Source organism: Pseudoalteromonas aurantia (assembly GCF_005886875.1).
Lineage (GTDB): Bacteria > Pseudomonadota > Gammaproteobacteria > Enterobacterales > Alteromonadaceae > Pseudoalteromonas > Pseudoalteromonas aurantia_A.
Window position 1 is genome coordinate 1 of the sequence record NZ_PNBY01000147.1, and the last position, 20125, is coordinate 20125.

Annotated in this window: 13 protein-coding genes and 1 pseudogene; 6 read left to right on the plus strand and 8 right to left on the minus strand. The window is 40.9% G+C overall.

The window, feature by feature from the left end; translation table 11 throughout:
• Positions 1-385 precede the first annotated feature (385 nt).
• Positions 386-2983, plus strand: a complete 2598-nt coding sequence (locus CWC18_RS19810) for an ExeM/NucH family extracellular endonuclease (RefSeq protein WP_138592210.1) — start codon at positions 386-388, stop codon at positions 2981-2983.
• 73 nt (positions 2984-3056) lie between these two features.
• On the opposite strand, the gene CWC18_RS19815 is transcribed toward CWC18_RS19810, so the two are convergent.
• Positions 3057-3839 carry a PhzF family phenazine biosynthesis protein gene (locus CWC18_RS19815; protein ID WP_138592211.1) on the minus strand — a complete coding sequence of 261 codons (783 nt, stop codon included), beginning with the start codon at positions 3837-3839 and terminating at the stop codon, positions 3057-3059.
• 246 nt (positions 3840-4085) lie between these two features.
• On the opposite strand from CWC18_RS19815, the gene CWC18_RS21145 reads away from it, so the two are divergent.
• A complete protein-coding gene (locus CWC18_RS21145) occupies positions 4086-4247 on the plus strand; it encodes a hypothetical protein (RefSeq protein WP_171041174.1) in 162 nt (53 codons plus the stop codon).
• A 149-nt stretch (positions 4248-4396) separates the two neighbouring features.
• Positions 4397-6973: a zinc-dependent metalloprotease gene (locus CWC18_RS19820; RefSeq protein ID WP_138675957.1), complete on the plus strand. Its 2577-nt coding sequence runs from the start codon at positions 4397-4399 to the stop codon at positions 6971-6973.
• An 852-nt stretch (positions 6974-7825) separates the two neighbouring features.
• Here the strand turns inward: CWC18_RS19820 and CWC18_RS19825 are convergent.
• The 5 genes and pseudogenes from CWC18_RS19825 to CWC18_RS19845 form a co-directional block, all read right to left on the minus strand.
• Positions 7826-8283 (minus strand): annotated as a pseudogene (locus tag CWC18_RS19825) (PDDEXK nuclease domain-containing protein).
• Positions 8284-8389: 106 nt separating this feature from the next.
• On the minus strand, positions 8390-9337 hold the full coding sequence (locus CWC18_RS19830) for a heme-binding protein (protein ID WP_138592213.1): 948 nt from the start codon (positions 9335-9337) through the stop codon (positions 8390-8392).
• Between the two features lie 227 nt (positions 9338-9564).
• Complete coding sequence (locus tag CWC18_RS19835) at positions 9565-11055, minus strand: dipeptidase (protein ID WP_138592214.1); 1491 nt, start codon at positions 11053-11055, stop codon at positions 9565-9567.
• A 60-nt stretch (positions 11056-11115) separates the two neighbouring features.
• Positions 11116-12972: a DUF885 domain-containing protein gene (locus CWC18_RS19840; protein WP_138592215.1), complete on the minus strand. Its 1857-nt coding sequence runs from the start codon at positions 12970-12972 to the stop codon at positions 11116-11118.
• 148 nt (positions 12973-13120) lie between these two features.
• Complete coding sequence (locus CWC18_RS19845) at positions 13121-14581, minus strand: PLP-dependent aminotransferase family protein (protein WP_249348228.1); 1461 nt, start codon at positions 14579-14581, stop codon at positions 13121-13123.
• Positions 14582-14655: 74 nt separating this feature from the next.
• Between CWC18_RS19845 and CWC18_RS19850 the strand changes: the two genes are divergently transcribed.
• Entirely contained in the window at positions 14656-15558 is a 903-nt protein-coding gene (locus CWC18_RS19850) for a DMT family transporter (RefSeq protein ID WP_138592216.1), read from the plus strand.
• A gap of 194 nt (positions 15559-15752) precedes the next feature.
• The gene (locus CWC18_RS19855; protein ID WP_432760771.1) at positions 15753-15971 is read left to right on the plus strand and encodes a hypothetical protein; all 219 of its coding nucleotides are present in this window, start codon (positions 15753-15755) and stop codon (positions 15969-15971) included.
• 561 nt (positions 15972-16532) lie between these two features.
• On the opposite strand, the gene CWC18_RS19865 is transcribed toward CWC18_RS19855, so the two are convergent.
• A complete protein-coding gene (locus CWC18_RS19865; RefSeq protein WP_138592217.1) occupies positions 16533-16958 on the minus strand; it encodes a hypothetical protein in 426 nt (141 codons plus the stop codon).
• Positions 16959-16971: 13 nt separating this feature from the next.
• Positions 16972-18777: a S8 family serine peptidase gene (locus CWC18_RS19870; RefSeq protein ID WP_138592218.1), complete on the minus strand. Its 1806-nt coding sequence runs from the start codon at positions 18775-18777 to the stop codon at positions 16972-16974.
• A 267-nt stretch (positions 18778-19044) separates the two neighbouring features.
• Here CWC18_RS19870 and CWC18_RS19875 point away from each other — a divergent pair, with 267 nt between their 5' ends.
• Positions 19045-19212 carry a DUF2986 domain-containing protein gene (locus tag CWC18_RS19875; protein ID WP_138592219.1) on the plus strand — a complete coding sequence of 56 codons (168 nt, stop codon included), beginning with the start codon at positions 19045-19047 and terminating at the stop codon, positions 19210-19212.
• Positions 19213-20125 lie beyond the last annotated feature (913 nt).

Sequence of the window (20125 nt, forward strand, 5' to 3'; positions counted from 1 at the left end):
CAAATAAAAGCAACGCCGAGCGTGAGAAAAATAGCTTTACTGCGCAAATTCGCTTATCCAGACCTGAGGTTATTTAGCTTGTTAATCAACAGACAAGTTATCTCAACGAGTAATATTTCAACATAACAATCTAAATTTTGACCATGTGCAATAAATACGGTGTAATGTCTCAATAATGAAGACGTTACATATCCCCTCATCCTTACCCAACTACCCACTCCTGTGTATAAGATAAAAGAGTAAAAAACCTAAAACCATCTATAAAAACACCAAATAAAGAACAAAACAAAAACAATTGACACATTTTAGAAACAAAAATAAAGTAGAATATGCTAGTAAAACTTTATTTTCAAAATAATAAATCAATCACGGGAACTATAATAAAATGTTTAAAAAAGCAGTTTTGGCATCGCTGATTTCAGCGATATGCTTGCCAACGCAAGCACAACTCATAATTTCTGAGTACGTGGAAGGAAGCAGTAATAACAAGGCTATTGAGCTGTATAACACTGGTGCTGAGCCAATCAACTTAGCTGGGCACACCCTGTCATATTACTTTAATGGTAAAACAACGGCTGGCAGAACAATTGACCTAGAGGGCACTATCGCGCCAAAAAGCACGTTTGTGGTCGCTCACTCGAGTGCCACCGCTGAACTAGCAGATAAAGCACAATTACTATCAGGCGGCAGCTGGTATAACGGTGATGATGCGGTTGTTTTGAGCCAAGGTGATAATGTTATAGACAGTTTAGGGCAAAAAGGAGTTGATCCGGGCAGTAGTTGGTCTGACTCAGGCGTGAGTACAAAAGATCGATCACTATTACGTATAAATACAATAGTAGAAGGCGATACTAACGATACTGATACTTTTGTTCCTTCTGAACAGTGGACCGCATTAGCAAAAGATGACTTCTCTAATATTGGGCTGCATAACAGTGAACAACCACCTGAGCCACCCACACTCGTTTGTAACGACAACAACACCTTAATAAATCGGGTTCAAGGCGCTGATCAAGAAAGCCCAATGGTGGGAGAATACGTAGAGATCCAAGGTATAGTTACCCTCAGCTTACAAGGCAATGAGCAACTTAAAGGCTTTTTCCTTCAAGAAGAGCCGACTCAATACGACAATGATCCACTTACCTCTGAAGGCATATTCATATCATACGCTGATACCTCTGTGGCCACAGGAGATATCATTAAAGTTTCAGGTATCGTGCAAGAACAATATGGGCAAACTCAGCTTGCATCAATCAACGGCATCATTAACTGTGGCGCAGCCTCCGTCATAACTACAGATATCACAATGCCCGTTTTACCGAGCCTCGAAGCCTATGAAGGCATGCTGGTTAATGTAACCAATGAGTTAGTCGTCAATGACACTTATGGCTTAAAGCGCTATGGCGAAATTAAATTGGCCAGTGAGCGGTTATATCAATCAACTCAACTTGCTTTACCGGGTGAAGCTGCCAATACGTTAGAAGCACAAAATAAACAAAAAGAACTCACACTAGACGACAGTATTACAACGCAGAACCCTGACGTGATCCCCTATCCAACCCCTGAACTAGACGCATATAATACGTTAAGGCTCGGTGACAAGGTCAATAACATTCAAGGTGTAATTGGCTTTGGTTATAGTCAGTATCGTGTTCACCCAACACAGCAACCTAATTTCACACAGCAAAACCCTCGTACTGAAACCCCTCAGGTAACAGAGCGTGGTGACTTGCGTATTGCAAGCTTCAATGTACTGAATTACTTTAATGGTGATGGCCAAGGTGGTGGTTTTCCTACCCCTCGAGGCGCAGACAACCAAGAAGAATTTGACCGCCAAAAGGCAAAAACAGTCAATGCCATGCTTGCACTCGATGCAGACATTATCGGTATTTTAGAAATGGAAAATGATGGATTTGACGAACTCAGTGCATTGGCCGACTTAACTTCTGCACTTAATGAGCAAGACAGCACTAATCAATATTCCTATGTAAATTTAAATACAGCGCAAGTGGGCGGTGACGCCATCATGTCTGCACTTATCTATCGAAGTAATAAAGTGAAAGAAGTTGGTACAGCCTCGTTCACAGAAGCGGTGCCTTTTGACTACGGTAATCGACCACCCGTCATGCAGACTTTTGAATCTCTCTCAAGCCAAGAAGTGTTCAATGTGGTGATCACGCATTTACGCTCTAAGGGAAGTTGCAGCCGTGCAGAAGGCTTAGACCAAGATCAAAATGACGGCCAAGGTTGTTGGAACTTGACTCGTATCAATGCAGTAAAAGCACTATCGTCATGGATTGCGACAGAACCAACCGGCTTATCAGACCCAGACACTCTGATTTTGGGCGATATCAATGCCTATGGACAAGAAGACCCTATTCGTACTTTCACAGAGCAAGGGTATACCAATATTAAACAGCAATTAAATGGCAACACTGTCGATTACTCATACGTGTATAAAGGCCGTATCGGTAGCCTTGACCATGCTTTTGCCAGTACACCTATGATGAATAAAGTCATTGCAACCTCTGATTGGCATATTAATGCCGATGAGCCAGCTGCACTGGATTACAATACTGAATATAAGTCAGACAAGCACAAAGCAAGTTTATACGCCGAACATGTTTATCGTTCATCTGATCATGACCCAATTGTGATTGAGCTTAATACCACACCAACCCAAGATATCATTGAAGGTGAGTTTACCAATATCAACGGTTGGCTATGGTGGCAACGCTTTTCTATTGAGCTGCCCGAAGGCTACAAAACACTTGAAGTGAGTATTGAAGGGCAAGGTGAGGCTGATCTGTATGTTCGTCACAATCAAAAACCCTATTTTTTGAGCTTTGATTGTCGTCCATATCTGTGGGGGAGCAACGAGCAATGTACCTTAAATAATGCTCAGAGTGGCACATGGCATTTTGGCATACGCGGTATATTCCCCTATAAGAATGTTACTTTGAAATACAAAGCAACGAAGTAAGTTTTCCTTTTATTAACCCACGAGGCTGTATATCTGTGGAAAAGCTCCGTGGGTTAAATATCAAACCATATCGTTAAAGTGATATCTCTGCAGTGAGATAATCTGCAACTTGACCACACAGTACAACCCTTTCATGAACAACTTGGCACTCAACGGTCCCGGTACGCGCTGAAAGCTGTACTCCCGTAAGCTCAGTTTTATCCAATTCACGCGCCCAAAAAGGGGCAAGTTCGCAATGTGCCGAACCTGTTACTGGATCTTCGTTTACGCGTAACTTAGGAAAGAAGCAGCGGCTTACAAAATCCACCTTGTCGCCCTTTGCAGTGACCACAACGCCTCGTTTATCAAGACTATGCCAAGCACTAAAATCCGGCACTAACGTTTTTACTGCGGCTTCATTTTCGAGTATCACAACATAATCAAACCCCGCACGAACTTCCCTTGGTTCACAATTCCCTAAGCCCTTCAATAATGCCTCTGGCGCTCCTATCACATCGATTTTTGTTGCCGGAAAGTCCATTGCATAGCCTTGCGATGTTTTGCGCACGTATAGCGAGCCGCTGCGCGTTAAAAAGCATACCTGATCCAGTGCATATCCTAAATGCGTAAACAAGACATGCGCTGCTGCAAGCGTTGCATGACCACATAAATCAACCTCTTCCATAGGTGTAAACCAACGTAGCTGAAAACCCTCTTTATGTTGCACAAAAAATGCAGTCTCCGACAAATTGTTTTCTTCAGCAATTTTTTGTAGTAAGTCATCTTCCAACCAGGTATCTAATGGAATAACTGCAGCAGGGTTACCCTCAAATGGGTTACTCGCGAATGCATCAACTTGGTATAATGATAACTTCATTTGAACTCCTTACTTTTCTTAAATCATGTTTTTATTTATACACAACGTATATACTTATCCAAAAACCCCCAACAACACGGGTCCGCATTCTTTGTGTACAGCTTAGTATTCTCCCCTGTGTATAGTAAGTGACTTTTAGTTCAAAGGAACGGATCGCGCTAAACACCCCCCTAAATTATTAACAACACATTATTTTATCAAAGATGAATTCAAGCGTTGTATATCTGTTCATTAGAGAAATCGATAATGATGACATATCAAGCACCTGTTGAAAAAAGTTTTGATGAAAATACCATTACTGGTGTTAACCTAACTTATTTCGATAAACCGAAAACTCATGCAACAAAGGCGAGTTATCGGTCGCCTTTGTTGATGCCTCTAAGCGTATCCATGGTCTCTATATTTTAAAGATTGTGTATCGCGGATCACTTTAAATAACCCTTAATTACCACTAAAACAATCATATTCACCGTATTTTTATGAAACTCACCTTACATCACTACCTCTAACGCACATAAAAAGTTATATTTCTTACACTGTACCTGTTAGGAATAATTATGACATTTAATAAAAAAATTCTCGCGTTAAGCATTGCTGCGTGTATGAGCACAACACTGTATAGTGCGCAAGTCACTGCAGCCGATAAAAATGCGACAAAAGCGGAAGAAAAAAAACAAAAAACGATCGCAGAGCTCACTAGAAACCATACTCAGCACGATGGTCTTTTTACGCTATTCCAGAATAAAAAGTCAGGCTCTGTACTACTTAAATTAAACGAATCGCAACTCAACAGCGAATTCATTCATTTCTCTCAAATTATGGATGGCTCTGGTGATTTTGGTTTTAGAGGCGGTTACCGTGGCAGCTCTGTTTACACTTTCAATCGAGTTTTTGACCGTATTGAGATCCGAGCAGAAAACCAACATTTTTACTTCGACCCAAGTAATGCAATAAGTGGCGCAAAAAACGCCAACATCAATCGACCGATTATCGCCAGCGTTAAGATAAAAGCACAAGATGAAAAGAGCGGTGATATTCTCATCGATGCAAAAAGTATCTTTTTAACTGAAGCGCTTGATCAAATTAAGCCATCAAAGAATCCAAAACAAAAGCCGGGTCAGCGTCGTACTTTAGGTAAACTAAGCAAAGATAAAACAAAATACCTCGCACTATACAACTACCCGCAAAATACTGATTTAAGTATTGAGTATGTTTACGACAGTGCAGCACCAATGAGACCAAGTGTTTCACGCCCAAGTACCGCTGATTTTGCATTCACAGACGATCGCAGCATCAACCTGCATATACGTCACAGCCTAGTGGCTATGCCTGAAAATAACTTTAAACCGCGTTTTGACGACCCTCGCGTCGGTTATTTTGGTCAAACTAAATACGATATGACGGCACTACAAGATCCAACACCATATCGTGATGTTATTAACCGCTGGTATTTAGAAAAGAAAGATCCAAGTGCAGCATTGTCTGAGCCCGTTGAACCTATCGTGTGGTGGATTGAAAATACCACCCCTGTTGAATATCGTGACATCATTAAACAAGCAACCCTAGCATGGAACCCATCTTTCGAGAAAGCGGGCTTCAAAAATGCCATTGTAGTTAAAATACAACCTGATGATGCCACTTGGGATGCCGGTGATTTACGTTACAATGTATTACGTTGGACATCGTCTCCAAAAGTACGCTTTTCTGGTTATGGCCCTAGCTTTGCCAACCCTAAAACTGGCCAAATTTTAGGTGCCGATGTGATGTTAGAGCTGTCTGGCTTTACACGTCGTTTAAATGCACTTGATTTGTTCAGTGGTGAACACAGTGCAAACGCAGCTGAACATCATCATGATCATTCTGCGCTTGTTGAATCTGCACAATTTGGCCAAGCAGCTTTAAATGCCTCAGGGGCAAGCGCTGCAGACAAATCTCGTTTTGTTGATGAGTACTTGCATTACCTAGTATTACATGAAGTAGGTCATACGCTAGGCTTAAACCACAACATGCGCTCAAGCCAATTGCATTCAAAAGACAAAGTGCAATCAATTATGCCAAGTGACAACTTGCCATTAACGGGCTCGGTAATGGAGTACCCTGCGATCAACTTTGCACCAAATGGCAAAAAACAAGGCTTATATTACACCACCATGACTGGCCCTTATGATGATTGGGTTATTGAATATGGTTACTCTGAGTCACTGAACGACGCAAAAGCTGAGCAACAACGCTTAAATAAAATTTTAGCGCGTTCAACTGAACCAGGAAATGCCTTTGGTAATGATGCCGATGATATGCGTTCACCTGGCAAAGCAATTGATCCTCGTGTAAATATTTATGATTTATCAAATGACGCAATTGGCTATGCCAATGACCGCTTAGACAGAGTAAACACCCTAGTTTCAGACTTACTAAAACGTTCCGTTGTGGAAGGTCAGTCTTATCAAGGTTTAGTCACAGATTATGCAGTACTCACTCGCGAGTACCACAACAATGTAAACGTCGTATCACGTTATATTGGTGGTGTTTACGTCGACCGCGGATTTGCAGGCCAAGAAAATGCTCAAACACCATTCACACCGGTACCAGAGCAAGAGCAAAGACGTGCAATGCAAGTACTGAGCGATTTTGTTTTTGCACCAGATGCGTTCTCTGTTGACCAAGAACTAGCTCAGCACTTACAAATTCAACGTCGTTTCTTCTTTAACTACGCAAAAACAGAAGATCCAAAATTCCACGATATGGCATTACGCACACAAAAGTCAGTGCTAAACCACGTACTGCACCCTGTTGTGTTAAAGCGTATTGTTGATACTGAACTATATGGTAATCAGTTTAAATTAGATGAAGTGTTTACTGAATTAACCAATGCTATTTTCAAAGCTGATGCGAAAAAAGACGTTAATAGTTTCAGACGTAACCTGCAACGTGAATACGTGAATCGTCTAATTAAGATTGCAAGCAACGACAAACGTGGTGCAAGTGTACAAAGCATTCAAGCATTAGCTCGTTATAATTTAAAAGAAATTAAAGATATGATTAAGCGTCGTAAAGGTGACACCGTTAGTGCGGCACATAAAGAACAGCTTATTTACTTGATTTCAAAAACACTCGATCCAAATGGTAAAGCATAAAACTATCATTGTGGGTTAACTCTTTCGCAGCTAATTGAAAAGAGATATAACAACCAAAACGGTGCTATTTAGCACCGTTTTTTATTACTGTCGCAATTCAGTTAAAGGTAGTTTTGAGATTAAACACATTTTTCAGTGACGATGAAATATGTAACAGCATCTCGATTACAAAGCATTTGCACTAAATTCCGCTCACACCTCCCCCTTTCGTCATCCCAAAACTGAGGAACGAGGTGTCTGGGCGCTACTCTTAACCAAATACTCGCTTCGTTCTTTATAAAAGTCACCGTGTTAAATTTACTGGATCCTGAACAAGCTCGTGCCTCGCTTTTCAGGACGACGAATCAGTTGACAGTTTAACCACGAGCAAAGCTGAGCCACACGGTAAAATGCTCTTAAATAAAAAAGCAAAAACAACAAAGCTACTGCACTTACACTTAAGCTAAAACTCACCACGTCGTCATCCCAAAACCGAGGAACGAGGTGTTTGGGATCCAAATTTAGCCAAATACTCGCTTCGCTCTGTATCAAATTCACCGTGTTGTATTTACTGGATCCTGAACAAGCTCGTGCCTCACTTTTCAGGACGACGAATCAGTTGACAGTTTAACCACGAGCAAAGCTGAGCCACACGGTAAAATGCTCTTAAATAAAAAAGCAAAAACAACAAAGCTGCTGCGCTTACACTTAAGCTAAAACTCACCCCGTCGTCATCCCAAAACTGAGGAACGAGGTGTTTGGGATCCATACTTGATTAAATACTCGCTTCGCTTGATAAAAACTCACCTTAGTATATTTACCTAATATTTAAAAAGCTGATAGCTCTTATAAGAATAACAAGTTTGGCGTATTCTATGTATCTTTATAGTGTAAATCTAAGCGCTGTTTTGCTTTGGCTATAGAATGATGGAGACGCAGCTCCCACTGCGCCATAGACACTAAATTGGTCAAATACTCGGCCAAATGGATATCGCCATTATCCAAACTGAGTAGTTCGATCTGCTCTTGCTTTTTGCTGGTGCACAAGATGATCCCTAAAGGGGAGTTTTCACCTTCCTCTACTTCATATTTATTGAGCCAACCCAAATACAACTCCATTTGACTTTTATGGCTGTGTTTAAATTTTCGAGCTTTAAATCGATCGCAACTAACCGCTTTAACTTGCGGTTATAAAACAATAAATCAATATAAAAATCATCATTGTCTATCTGAATGCGCTTTTGTCGTGCAATAAAGGTAAACCCTGAACCCAGCTCTAGCAGAAACTGCTCTACTCTAAGAGAGGTGCCTGATGTGTCGCCACTTATAATTCATCGCACTGTGTATTTATTAAATTATTACACACACTCCCTACAGAGCTACTGTGTTCTTTATAATTACCAGCACGCAAGTATAAAGAACCTCCAACTTAATAGATTAACTTGTGGGCTGCTTTTCAAGCGTATTAATACTAACATGAGGCCATCGAATTAAGCCTTGCTCCCCCTTGCGCTCAAAGAAATCCAGCATCACAATTTGCGAATATTGTAATAACATCTTAGGTTCACCGTTGGGGTGTTTTTCTGTTAATTCATATATCCACAACGTCGCTTCAACTTGTCCCGCATTCGCTTGACGAACCACAAAAGGGATATTATTTACTCCCCCAGAAGCTAATGTTGAGTCCACTTTTAGTTGCGTGACATTGGCGATTTTACCTTGCTGAAAAAAAGGTAAAATTGCTTTATTCAGTAATTCATTGGGCTGAGTTGGGTCAAATACATTTTCAAATAAGTTATTGTGAAAATGCAGATAAGGTTTCAAATAAGGGTTAGCTTCTAAGTTTTGATCCACGCCAATAGGTAAACCGCTTATTTTCGGTATTTCAAACCCGGTTTTACTCTGTGCGCTTTTACCCAAAGCCATTAATGAATCCCCATGGGGAATACTTGAAAGGCGAGCAATATTTAAGTCGTCCGTGGTGTGGTTTTTCATATATAACCACAGCCCTGGTTCATGATGAATAGCAAGCCCTGCGCCGCCAGCAAGCCCTGAATCGGGAAAGTCAGCAGCGGCAATTTGCTCTATTTGCTGAACATAATCTATTGTTTCTACTTCTTGGTCGCCATTAATGCCTCTATTTGGCACATTTTTATCCACTAATTGAAAAGTGAGTGTTTCGTTATACTGATTATTTAAAAGTCGATAATTAAGTTCACCAGTCGGAAAAGGAAGGGCTATCATATTCCACCCATGCCCACTCAATTGTCCAGTATTTTTCCATACGCCGGGAAGATGAGTAAAAGGCCCGAGTGCTTCTTCTGAACCCGTTGCTTTTTTTAGTACTCTTTGTGACGGTTGTTGTTCACTTGCTGAATTTGACATACTTAGCTCCTGCTGCTTAAAAATGCATAGCCAATGGTGTATTAAGCCCCTATGCATTTTATGGTTTTAGCAAGTAAAATGTCATTTTGGTATTACAGTGGATTACAGTTTGAATGGCTTTGAGTATAAAATAGCAAAGCCCGCATGTATTGATACGGGCTTCACCATATAAAACTTAATCACCACTCAGCTAAGATCCGGATTCAACATCAAAGCGTGGCGACGGCTTACATATTACCCAGTTCAATCATCATCGCGGTGTACATACGCAAATTTAACTCGATCTGTTCAATCGTTAAATATTCATGCTCAGAATGACCAGTATACTTTTTGCCAGGCATAGATGGGCCAAAACTGACTGCATTATCAAATAACTTAGCATTGGTGCCGCCACCAATAGAGACAAACCCCGCCTCTTCATCGCGCGTATAGTGCTTGAATATATCGAGTAACTTTTGTGCATGCGGTGCGTTATCTAGTAGCATGGGTTCACCCAATGACACTTCTATATTTGCAAGCGTTACACCATGTTGCTTTTGCCACTGAGTTAGCGCCGTATTAATTTGCTCTGATAATTCAACAGCTTCTTTGCCAACTGGTCGACGTAAATTAATCGCCAGCTCAATGGCTGTTCCTTTACGTTCTATCACAGTTGGTGACACTGTCATCGGCCCCATAAAGTCATGCTTATAAGCAATCTCACCAAACTGCTTACCATGTAAGTCCAAGCCAATTAACTGGTTAATAAAGGTAATTGCTTGCCCATCACTGTTCTTTTCAAGTTTTACCTCGCTAAACAACGCTGCCAAATGCGTTATGGCATTAACCCCAGAAGCAGGCTCTGAAGAGTGTGCAGAGACGCCCTTGCTGAGTACCTTCACTCCACCATCAACAGGGATAAACTCGAACTTAGCCGTACTTAGCTCATCCGCCTTTGCTTTTATTTTTGCCATTATTTCATTGCTGGCATTATGCACCATCACACTGGCATCTTCGGGAATTTGACTTTTAAATGCCCCACCTTCGAGCTGTGATACATACACCTTGGTTTGCGCAGAAGGTGCATCAAAGGTTGGCGTAACTAGACTCCAACCTTTTTCTGCAACCACCACTGGGTAACTGGCATCAATCGTAATGGCATATTTTGGTTGTTCATAAGTTTTCATAAACGCTTTAAGCGGCGCCCAATCAGATTCTTCAGCTAAATAGATCATTAACTCAATACGATTTTCGAGTACAATACCTTGGTCTTTTATTGCCTTCATCGCATACAGCGCCGTCGCAATTGGACCTTTGTCGTCTTCAGTCCCCCGCGCAATCAGCTTGCCAGGCTCAGATGTCATATCCAATAAATACGGGCTTTTTTGCCACTTTTTAGGATCTGCTGGTTGCACATCGCCATGCGTCACAACGGTCACTTTTTCACCTTGCTGACCGAGTCCAATTAATACCGTGTAACCCAAATCTTGGTAGTCTAACCCCAGCTCAGCTGCTTTCATTTTTAATAACTGTTTAAAGCCAATAAAATGCGGGTTATCAGGCGTTTTAATGCCGGGCACATTAACGGTTGGAAACGACACCATATTCGACAATGTATGGATCTGAGCCTGTTGATAGGTGTCCACTGCGTAATCGGCAACCCTTTTACTGGTGTCTTGTAACGTTGCCTGCACACTGCACGCAATCAGCGATATCGCACATAAAGAAAGTCTTTTCACTTGGTTCCCTTCAATAAAAATGGGGGCTAAGCCCCCGTTAACAATTATCGTATTGATTATCTATTTTTGCGTCTTTATCCACTGCTGCACGTCAGCTTCGACAATGGCCAATGGCCTTGCACCTTTTAATAAGATGACGTCGTGAAACGCTTTTATATCAAACTGTTCACCTAGCGCATTTTGTGCGATGTTGCGTAGTTCAACCAACTTCAGCATCCCGAGCTTATAGCCAAGTGCTTGGCCAGGCCATGCGATATAACGGTCAATCGCAGAGGTTACATCGCTCATCGCAGAGCCCGTCGCTTGCGCAAAGTATTCGATTGCCTGCTGACGAGTCCATTTTTTATAATGAAGCCCGGTATCAACCACCAAACGTGCAGCGCGGTATGCTTCTGCTTGTAATCGCCCTAAATCCCCAAACGGGTCGTTTTCATACATGCCCATTTCATAAGCTACTAACTCAGAGTAAAGCGCCCACCCTTCAATATATGCATTAAACGAGGCATTTTGACGCATTAAGCCAATATCGGTTTGCAACATATTTAAGGCAATCTGGAAATGATGACCAGGCACTGCTTCATGGTAAGTGAGTGTTTTTAAACCAAAGCTTGGCACTGCTTTCATATCTTTTAAGTTTATAGCAAATACTCCAGGGCGGCTCCCATCTAATGAGGGACCATAGTAATAGCCACCAGGTGCTCCCGCTTCAACTTCTTTTGGAATACGTTTTACTTCTACTTTTTGTGGTGGCAAGGTAGAGAATAAGTTCGGGGCATTTTCGTTAATGGTTGCAATCTCGCCCCGTAAAAAGGTCAGTAACTTTTCTCGGCCTACATCAGAGTCTGCGAATAAAAATCGTGGTTCATCATTCAACTTTTGCATTCGCTCACTCACAGAGCCTTCGCGATAACCGTTCTCTTTTAAAATCTCATCCATACGCTGAGTAATACGTGATACCTCTTGAAGACCAACCTCATGTATTTGTTCAGCGGTCATCGTCGAATCGGCCAGATAGGTTATTTCATGCTGGTAAAATGCCTCTCCATTCGGCTGTGCCCAAATACCGACCTCAGTGGGCGCGTTATTTTCTAATTCTTTCATCGTGTTAATTACACGGGTAAAGGCAGGGTAAATCTCTTGCTCCACAATACGCTGTGCTTTTTTTACCAATACAGCTTTAGCGGGTTCATCGAGTCCTTGTGCCCCTTCTAACTTCTCAGCTAATGACGTAACCAATGGATGCTCACCAGCGGTAGAGGCTATAAAGTTATTTAGGTAACCAAAGGTATTTTCAAATAGTGGTTTAGGTAAAATAACGCCTTTATCTGCATCCGCCAGTGCTTTCTCTCTTACTTGATCGGTTAACACAGCGAACGCTGAAAGGCGCTTTATATAATCTGTTGCCTGAGATGCGTTACTGATCCCATGCTGCTCTTTTAAAATATTTGGGATCTCAACCAAAGGGCCTGCTAATTGATTTATGATGTAAGGTAAATGCCCACCCCAAGTATCAATATAACCCCCTCTAAACTTTGCATCTCCTGCATAGTAGCGCGCTATAACTTCATTAACACTCACATGTAATCTATCGCTTGGCGATAAGTTTTCACTTTGCAGCTGTTTAAGCTGTTCTGCCGCTTTATTCATATCAATTTGTAACGCTTGCATACCTGCAACAGAATAATTTGGCAACCGATCAGAATAACGACCATATTGCTCATCCGTCAGTTTTAGCGATGTCGCAAGCCCAGGTTGATGCCCAATGAAGTCACGTGTGTATTGCTTTACAACGGTATCAACAGTTGCACGACTTATGACTTGTTCAGAACCTCCACTCGATAGTGACGAATTGCGTTCACTCGAACAACCAACGAGAACGGCAATAACAGTCAGTGAAAGTAAGCTTTTTTTGATCATAAATAAGGTCCTTAGAATAACAAACGTACTGAGATTTTTATTGTTTTTAGCACTGTTATGATATTGTGTTTTGGTCAATAGGTTGGAAGCTGGCTTAGCAATACCACTTAATGTATGCAATATACAAAACAATGCGATTAATGACCAATCATTTAAGTTGTAATGCAATTATTTCGGCCAATTCAGTGATGGCTTCACGCCACAGTATCGTGTCATGAAAATTAGCCAGACTAAAGCGAATACAGTGCTCAAACTGTCGACCAGTCGCAAATAGTCGCCCGGGCAGAATACTGATCCCTTTTGCCAATGCTTGGCGATAAACATAGTAACCGCACACATGGGCCGGTAAGACCAGCCAGCATAAAAATGACCCCTTAGGCATCGTCAGTTGGTAACTCCCTTTCAACACGCAGTGGCTATCTAACGCTTGTCTTAATAACTTACAAAACTGCAGGGTATTTTCTTGATACAATTTTTGAGCACGCCTTAAATGCTGCCTGTATTTTCCAGTAGATAAAAAGTCAGCGACTGCAGACTGGATCAAGTTGTGCCCCCCCATACTTTCACTGATCAGTCGCTTACTAATACTTGCTTGATGCCTATGAGAAATGACCCAGCCAATACGTACTCGAGAATCAAGCGTTTTTGACAGTGAACTCACATAAATGACAGAGTCGTTCTCATCTAGCACTTTTAAACTGGGTAGAGGCTGAGCATAAGCCAGTCCACCAAACACGTCATCTTCAATTATTGAAACGTTTTTACATACTTCTAACAGCCTTTTCCTGTGTGCTACTGGCATCAATGCGCCAGAAGGGTTACTAAAGTTTGGGGTAACCAATACCGCTTTAATTGGCCATTGTTGTAGCGCGCTTTCTAACGCATCAATATCCATACCAGAGACTGGATCACAGGGGACTTCTAGTACTTTCAAGCCAAGGGATTCAAGCATCAGCAACAAACCAAAATAACAAGGCGTTTCTATCGCCACAATATCTCCAGAGCACGTAATGGCTCTAAACGCTAAACTAATAGCTTGCTGTGCCCCATTGGTTATTACAATATCGCTCGGTTTACTCGTAATTCCATTTTGTTCAGTTATTTTGGTCACTTGCTTTAATAGATTTGTGTCTCCAGGAGGCAATTGATAATGACTTGGAGTATGAGTTTGCCGACGGCTATGCCGACCAATCTCCGCATAGAGCTGCTTTACCGCTGGTAACTCACTGCTCGGGTGTGCAGATCCTGCAGGCATATTATGGCGTTCTTTAGACACCGTCAGTACCGCTTTGGCAACCGATAATAAATCAACATCAGTTGGAGGGGAAAGCGCCGTATTTTCTTGCTTCACGAGTACATTCACACGGTAACCTGAACGCGCAACACTGTATACCACATCCTGTGCTTCTAGTATCTCATATGCTTTGATCACAGAGTTTTTACTCACGGTGAGCAGCTCGCTCAGTACTCTGATCGAAGGCAGCTTTTCATCTGCTTCAAAACGCCCTTGCTCAATAGCATCTGTTATATAGTTCATAACTTGACGATACTTAAATGCACTTACTTTAGGTGTCGCTACGCACCCATCTGTACCCTTTAAAATATTCAAAACTGTGCCTATTATTTTGCTCTGTACCCACTTAAAGTTACGGCATGTGTATTCTTTAAGCCAGAGTTATTTCTATGATCATAAAACTTATTCCCTTTATATTTGTACTACTTTGGGGATCGGGCTTTATCGGGGCAAGGTTTGGACTGGCATATGCTGAACCTGCCACATTTTTGAGTATTCGTATGTGTATTAACGTACTATTTTTTATTGCTTTAGTCGCACTTCTAAAGACGCAGATACCCAAAGGTAAAGTGTTTTGGCATAGCTGTATTGTTGGGTTATTAATACACGGCCTTTATTTAGGTGGCTCATTTAAAGCGCTATCGCTTGGTATGCCTGCAGGGCTCAATGCGCTTTTAGTCGGTATTCAGCCAGTACTCACAGCATTTTTGCTTATTCTTTTCTCCAATAAGCGATTCTCAACAACACAATGGGTCGGTTTACTATTAGGCTTTGTTGCAATCGTATTAGTACTACACGGAAATATCCAATGGCAAAATACCGCACACCGTCACTTTGCCATTGGGATGAGTCTTCTTGCACTTTTGGGGATCACATTAGGGACGCTTTATCAAAAACGCTTTTGTCAAAATGTCGACTTGGTTGCCGGTACCATGGTGCAATACATTGCTGCGAGTGCCTTATTCATACCTTGGGCAATGTCATTTGAAACGATGCAGGTGCAATGGACAGCTGAATTTATTGCCACACTCATTTGGTTAGTATTGGTACTCTCGGTTGCGGCAATATTGCTGCTTTTATACATGGTCAAAGAAGGCGAATCAGAGAAGGTGGCGTCTGTCTTTTATTTAGTTCCTCCAGTCACTGCATTGCAAGCATGGGCCGCTTTTGACGAAACATTTGATATATACGGTATATGTGGCTTTATCTGTGCGGCACTTGCAGTCTATTTAGTGGTAAGAAAACCACGTTTTTCTTCACAACTGAGCCCAAACTATAAAGCCCAGAGCTGACCAACAACCTCTTAGAGACCAGATGCTGTATAAGCGCACTGAAAACGCGCTTATACAGCATCTGGCAATAAATTGTTAAAATAAAACCCTGTAATGATTAACTCACATAGCGTACATTAAACTTTATAATTAAACACAATGTATATGTTAGAGTTTATAAACTAAATTCTATATATTTATTTTTATGAGTAAAAGTGATGAATTTAGATAAATCAACAAAACGTATTGCCAAAAAAGTTAAAAATGGATTTCAAGGATATCCACAAATTTCACTCGCATATTATGGGCAATCAACTGAACTTGCTAACAAAGTCGTAGTGGAATTTATCAGTGAAGCCGGTGTCCCCCCACAAACTCAAACGTTTTTAAGTGATATGGATGCAAAAAAAGATGAAACGATTCAAACGACATAACTAAAAGTCATAGAGCGCGCTAATGCAAAAACCGTATTAGAAGCTGAAGGCATAAATATTGATACTGCTTAATTAAGCTCAAATTAAAAGCACTGGCGCGAAAATAAAAAGACAATGTGCTCAGTGGAGATCCACCAAACACATTTTTTATATAAATATATGTCAGTATTAAGGCATAAATCTAACGCACTTTAAACTGCTCAACACGCCCTTTTAAGTCATGCGCCAATGGGCTTATTTCATTACAGGCGATTGAAGTTTACCCTGCCCCTTCAGTCATTTTAGCACCTGCCATGTTAATATTTTCAACATTTCTTATTAAGCTCCTCAGAAACAAAGCTTTGTTGATTATAGGCCGTCGCTATTTGACCACTCATTCCAGCGATACGGTCTATGTCTTGTTCAATGTCGCCAATTAATTCGCTTACTTATGAAAATATGGGTGCAATCGAAGAAATAATCAGAAAGTGTGTGAAAAAATAGAAATGGCAGTGCCTTATTAAAAAACCTTAATAATTAAAGGCTTAAGACAAACATCTTAAGCCTTTAATGATTAATAAATTAATTAACTTTAGTCCCTAAGTCAATTAAACCAAGATTAGCGGAAATAACTGTACCTTGTTGACGCAGTGTATTTACCACTTCAGTCAAGTTTGTCTGTGAAGACGTCACAACATAGAATGACTTATACGCTTGTTTAAGCGTTAGACCATGTGCTGCAGCCACTTTATCTGCATCTGCAAATGTCGCTAGCTCAATGATCACTTCACCCGTTGCTTTGTAAGCACTGAGGCCATTTTCACCTACGATGATCTGACCTTTCTCAACACTTTGGCCGTCATTGACAGTACCAAATTGGCCACCTAGTGCCAGTAGCACACTCACATCTTGCACAGAATGCTGAGCCAATTCTTCATTTGAAACGGCAGTGTTTGCTAATGCCACTGAAGATGCTGTCATTGCAGCAATTACTAATAGTTGTTTCATATGCATCTACCTCTTAGTGACCATAAATTCTTAAAGACCAATCTTTCAATACGCCATCTACGGTATTGTTAGCAGTATTCGTTCTGAACAAACCAATATTTTGGTTGTAGATTAAAGTACTGCTGGTACCTTTATCAGTATCAATTACTTTGATTGTCCAGTTACCTTGAGATTGCTCACCATAGAAGTGATGGCTCAGCATAATAGTGTTAGTGAAACCACCATCTGTACCATTTAGGAAACCAGTTCGTGCACTTAGAACCACACTGCGAGTACCTGATGGTGAAGTGAGTTCTACCGCAATGTCGCGTAAACGCTCATGGTCAACATTCAATTTCAACTGAACCGCTTCAATCGTTAAATTCTCTTCAACAACCGTTGTACTTTGTGCACCCGCTAAACTTGCATCTGGGATAGCAACATTCGCTTCTTGTAACTGCCACTGCGTTGTTTGCAACTCAGGCAGTGAAACACCAGTGAATAATGCTTTATATACAGCATCATCAATGTTAAATGCACCTAAGCCATAAAAGTTATGGAAGTTATAACCTGCTGCATTTGTTTGCCATGCAGGGATTGCATCGTAGCTAACTTGTTCACCCGTGGCTGATTCAAAGTTAATTGATACACCATCATGCGTAAGGTCAGTTTTACGTGCCGTTGATGCTAAAATATGACGCACAGTACGAGCATCAAGCGCAGGGTTTGCAGACATCACAGTTGCAATTGCGCCCGATGCATTCGGTGCAGCTGATGACGTACCATTCATTGTGCCACGATAGTCACAATTAGGGTCTAATTCAGCACCACCATGTAACGCATTTTTATGCGCGCCACTAACATTACTACCTTTATCACAGCCCGTTAAATCAACAGTAACCATTGCAGGTCTATCTTGGCCATACTCACCACCTGGCGCTGATAAAAACACGTTTGCACCTACAGAAGAGTATGAAGATAGCTTACCATCAGCATTCAATGCTGATACGACTAGGTTCCAATTAGTGGTATTACTTGACGTAATATTCGCATCGTGGAATGGCAGCCCTTGGTTATTAAAGAATTGGTTGTTCTCATAAGGTAAAACTAAAAAACGAGTACCTTGAATATAGGCGTTGTAATTTCTGAAAGAGTTACCCGCAGATTTAACATATACCGCACCACGACCCCAATGGCTATCAAGTGTAATGTCTTGCATTACTTGCTCTTCTAGCGCAAAACGCGGGTTGTTTGCTAAAGTACCGTCAACAGGGGCAGAAGGCGTACTACCATAACTTTGGTTAAATACGCGAGGATCTGTAAAGCGATCAAGTGCACGGAAATCTTCATTTAGGCCGTGAGACACCATCCATGAGGCTACTGATTGCTCATCTAAAAAGTTAAAACCAACTAAGTTTGCATAAGGTGCTACACCACGTCCACCAAGGCCATTACCTTCTTCAGCCGCAATCAAACCCGCAACCGCTGTACCATGACCATGGTTATCTGTAGGGAAATCACTGCCGTCAACTAGGTTTTTAGAACCCGGTACAACGTTGTTAACGAGATCTGGGTGAGAAATCTCAACGCCCGTATCAATAACTGATACTGTGATACCGCGGCCTTTAATGCCCATACGGTCTGAAAAATCTAAATTAAGATCTTCACCTACTTGGCCAGCCGATAAAGAAAAGCCAGTTTGACCGGTGTTTTGTAAATGCCACTGTTGAAATGTCAGTGGATCTTTTTTTGTTAACTCTTGTGTTGGTGCTGTATTTGCATTGGCTGCACATGTTGCAGAAAGCACTGCAGCTGCAAGTATATTTTTTTTATAAATCATCATTTCCCCTAGAATTATGCCCCGAAAGGGGAACTGAACATAACACCGTGATCACAATTCAGCAACAGTCAAAAGACATCGCTGTCATGTTGATATTTGCAATTATTCGAATTTACAGCAACTTAAAGTAAAAAATAAATTACAAAAAAAAACATAAAAAACACATAAAAACGTAAAAAAGGAACATGATAAAAAATTATCTCGCCATAATTTCCATTATTCACTCATTCACAATACAATGCGCAATCTAAACATAAGGAGTCATTAATGAACCGTAAAAAGAAGATTTACGAAAAGCTTAAAAAGAAAGATAAACGTGCGAATGCAAAATTACATAAAAGTAATAAACCACGTTACGTGTCTAAAGCAGACAGAGCTAAGCAGGTCGACAATACCACGACACAAGACAGTACCTCTATTGAGCTGACTGAGTGATCACAGCCGCAGCTCCCTCTCTGTAATGTGCCGTAATTACAATCCCTCATAATTGCCGCTACACCCATCAAGCTCACAATTAATTTTTAAATTAATGTGCAAACTAGCCGTTGTAGCTAACCCATCGTCAAAAGACAAGCTGTAGTTTAATTCCTAATAATTTATTCTTAATCTTTATTGAAGGTGTTAACTGCGCGGTGTGGCGATACATCATTGTCTAGTAATAGACCTCTATACAAAGGAAAGATTATGGCAACCACTACGAACACTGTACCTCTCAAGCCCACGTTTAAAAATCCTAATAATGTCGAAGTAAAGAAGTATTACGTTTTTAATGAAACAAGGAAATGCCTTCAGAGAAGATGACTGCAGAATTAGGCGTGAAGGAGCTGCGTCAGTGTTCGCAGGGCTTAGGTATATCGCATTTAATCACTTAAAAGCAAAACAAGTTTTAAGAAAGGCATGCCTGCAAAGCAAAAGAAAGCGATGCGCAGTACAGATTACCTTGAGAATGTCTTGAATTTATGATGCTTTTCCATGCTCTTGCCCTGAGGAAAAGAGCGATGTACTAGTTTCAATTAAGTAAAAAACGCATCACAAATCGAGATGCGTTTCAAATCAAGATGATGTACGACTTAGTTAACCTTATTATTTTTTAGGTAAAAAATACACAAAGCTACAAAGCTAAAGGGAGGAACTACCATTAAAAGTAGAATAACCAAGGCATCTTTACTTGGGGATCTACGGCTTTCTTTCAATAAAAAATAAGAGGTTAGTGCTAGAAAAATTGAAAACACTACGTAATACCCAATGATATTAGCATTTATATTCATCTTAAAATCCCTAGTTTACTGAAACACATGTTTCTGCATTTGTACTTTAGTTTTGCTAAGTTGTACTAGCTCAGACTTGA

Bases quoted from the DNA above. Each gene is read 5' to 3' on its own strand.
- CWC18_RS19810 (WP_138592210.1), top strand. From the start codon at position 386: ATGTTTAAAAAAGCAGTTTTGGCATCGCTGATTTCAGCGATATGCTTG.
- CWC18_RS19815 (WP_138592211.1), bottom strand. From the start codon at position 3,839: ATGAAGTTATCATTATACCAAGTTGATGCATTCGCGAGTAACCCATTT.
- CWC18_RS21145 (WP_171041174.1), top strand. From the start codon at position 4,086: ATGATGACATATCAAGCACCTGTTGAAAAAAGTTTTGATGAAAATACC.
- CWC18_RS19820 (WP_138675957.1), top strand. From the start codon at position 4,397: ATGACATTTAATAAAAAAATTCTCGCGTTAAGCATTGCTGCGTGTATG.
- CWC18_RS19830 (WP_138592213.1), bottom strand. From the start codon at position 9,337: ATGTCAAATTCAGCAAGTGAACAACAACCGTCACAAAGAGTACTAAAA.
- CWC18_RS19840 (WP_138592215.1), bottom strand. From the start codon at position 12,972: ATGATCAAAAAAAGCTTACTTTCACTGACTGTTATTGCCGTTCTCGTT.
- CWC18_RS19850 (WP_138592216.1), top strand. From the start codon at position 14,656: ATGATCATAAAACTTATTCCCTTTATATTTGTACTACTTTGGGGATCG.
- CWC18_RS19865 (WP_138592217.1), bottom strand. From the start codon at position 16,958: ATGAAACAACTATTAGTAATTGCTGCAATGACAGCATCTTCAGTGGCA.
- CWC18_RS19870 (WP_138592218.1), bottom strand. From the start codon at position 18,777: ATGATTTATAAAAAAAATATACTTGCAGCTGCAGTGCTTTCTGCAACA.
- CWC18_RS19875 (WP_138592219.1), top strand. From the start codon at position 19,045: ATGAACCGTAAAAAGAAGATTTACGAAAAGCTTAAAAAGAAAGATAAA.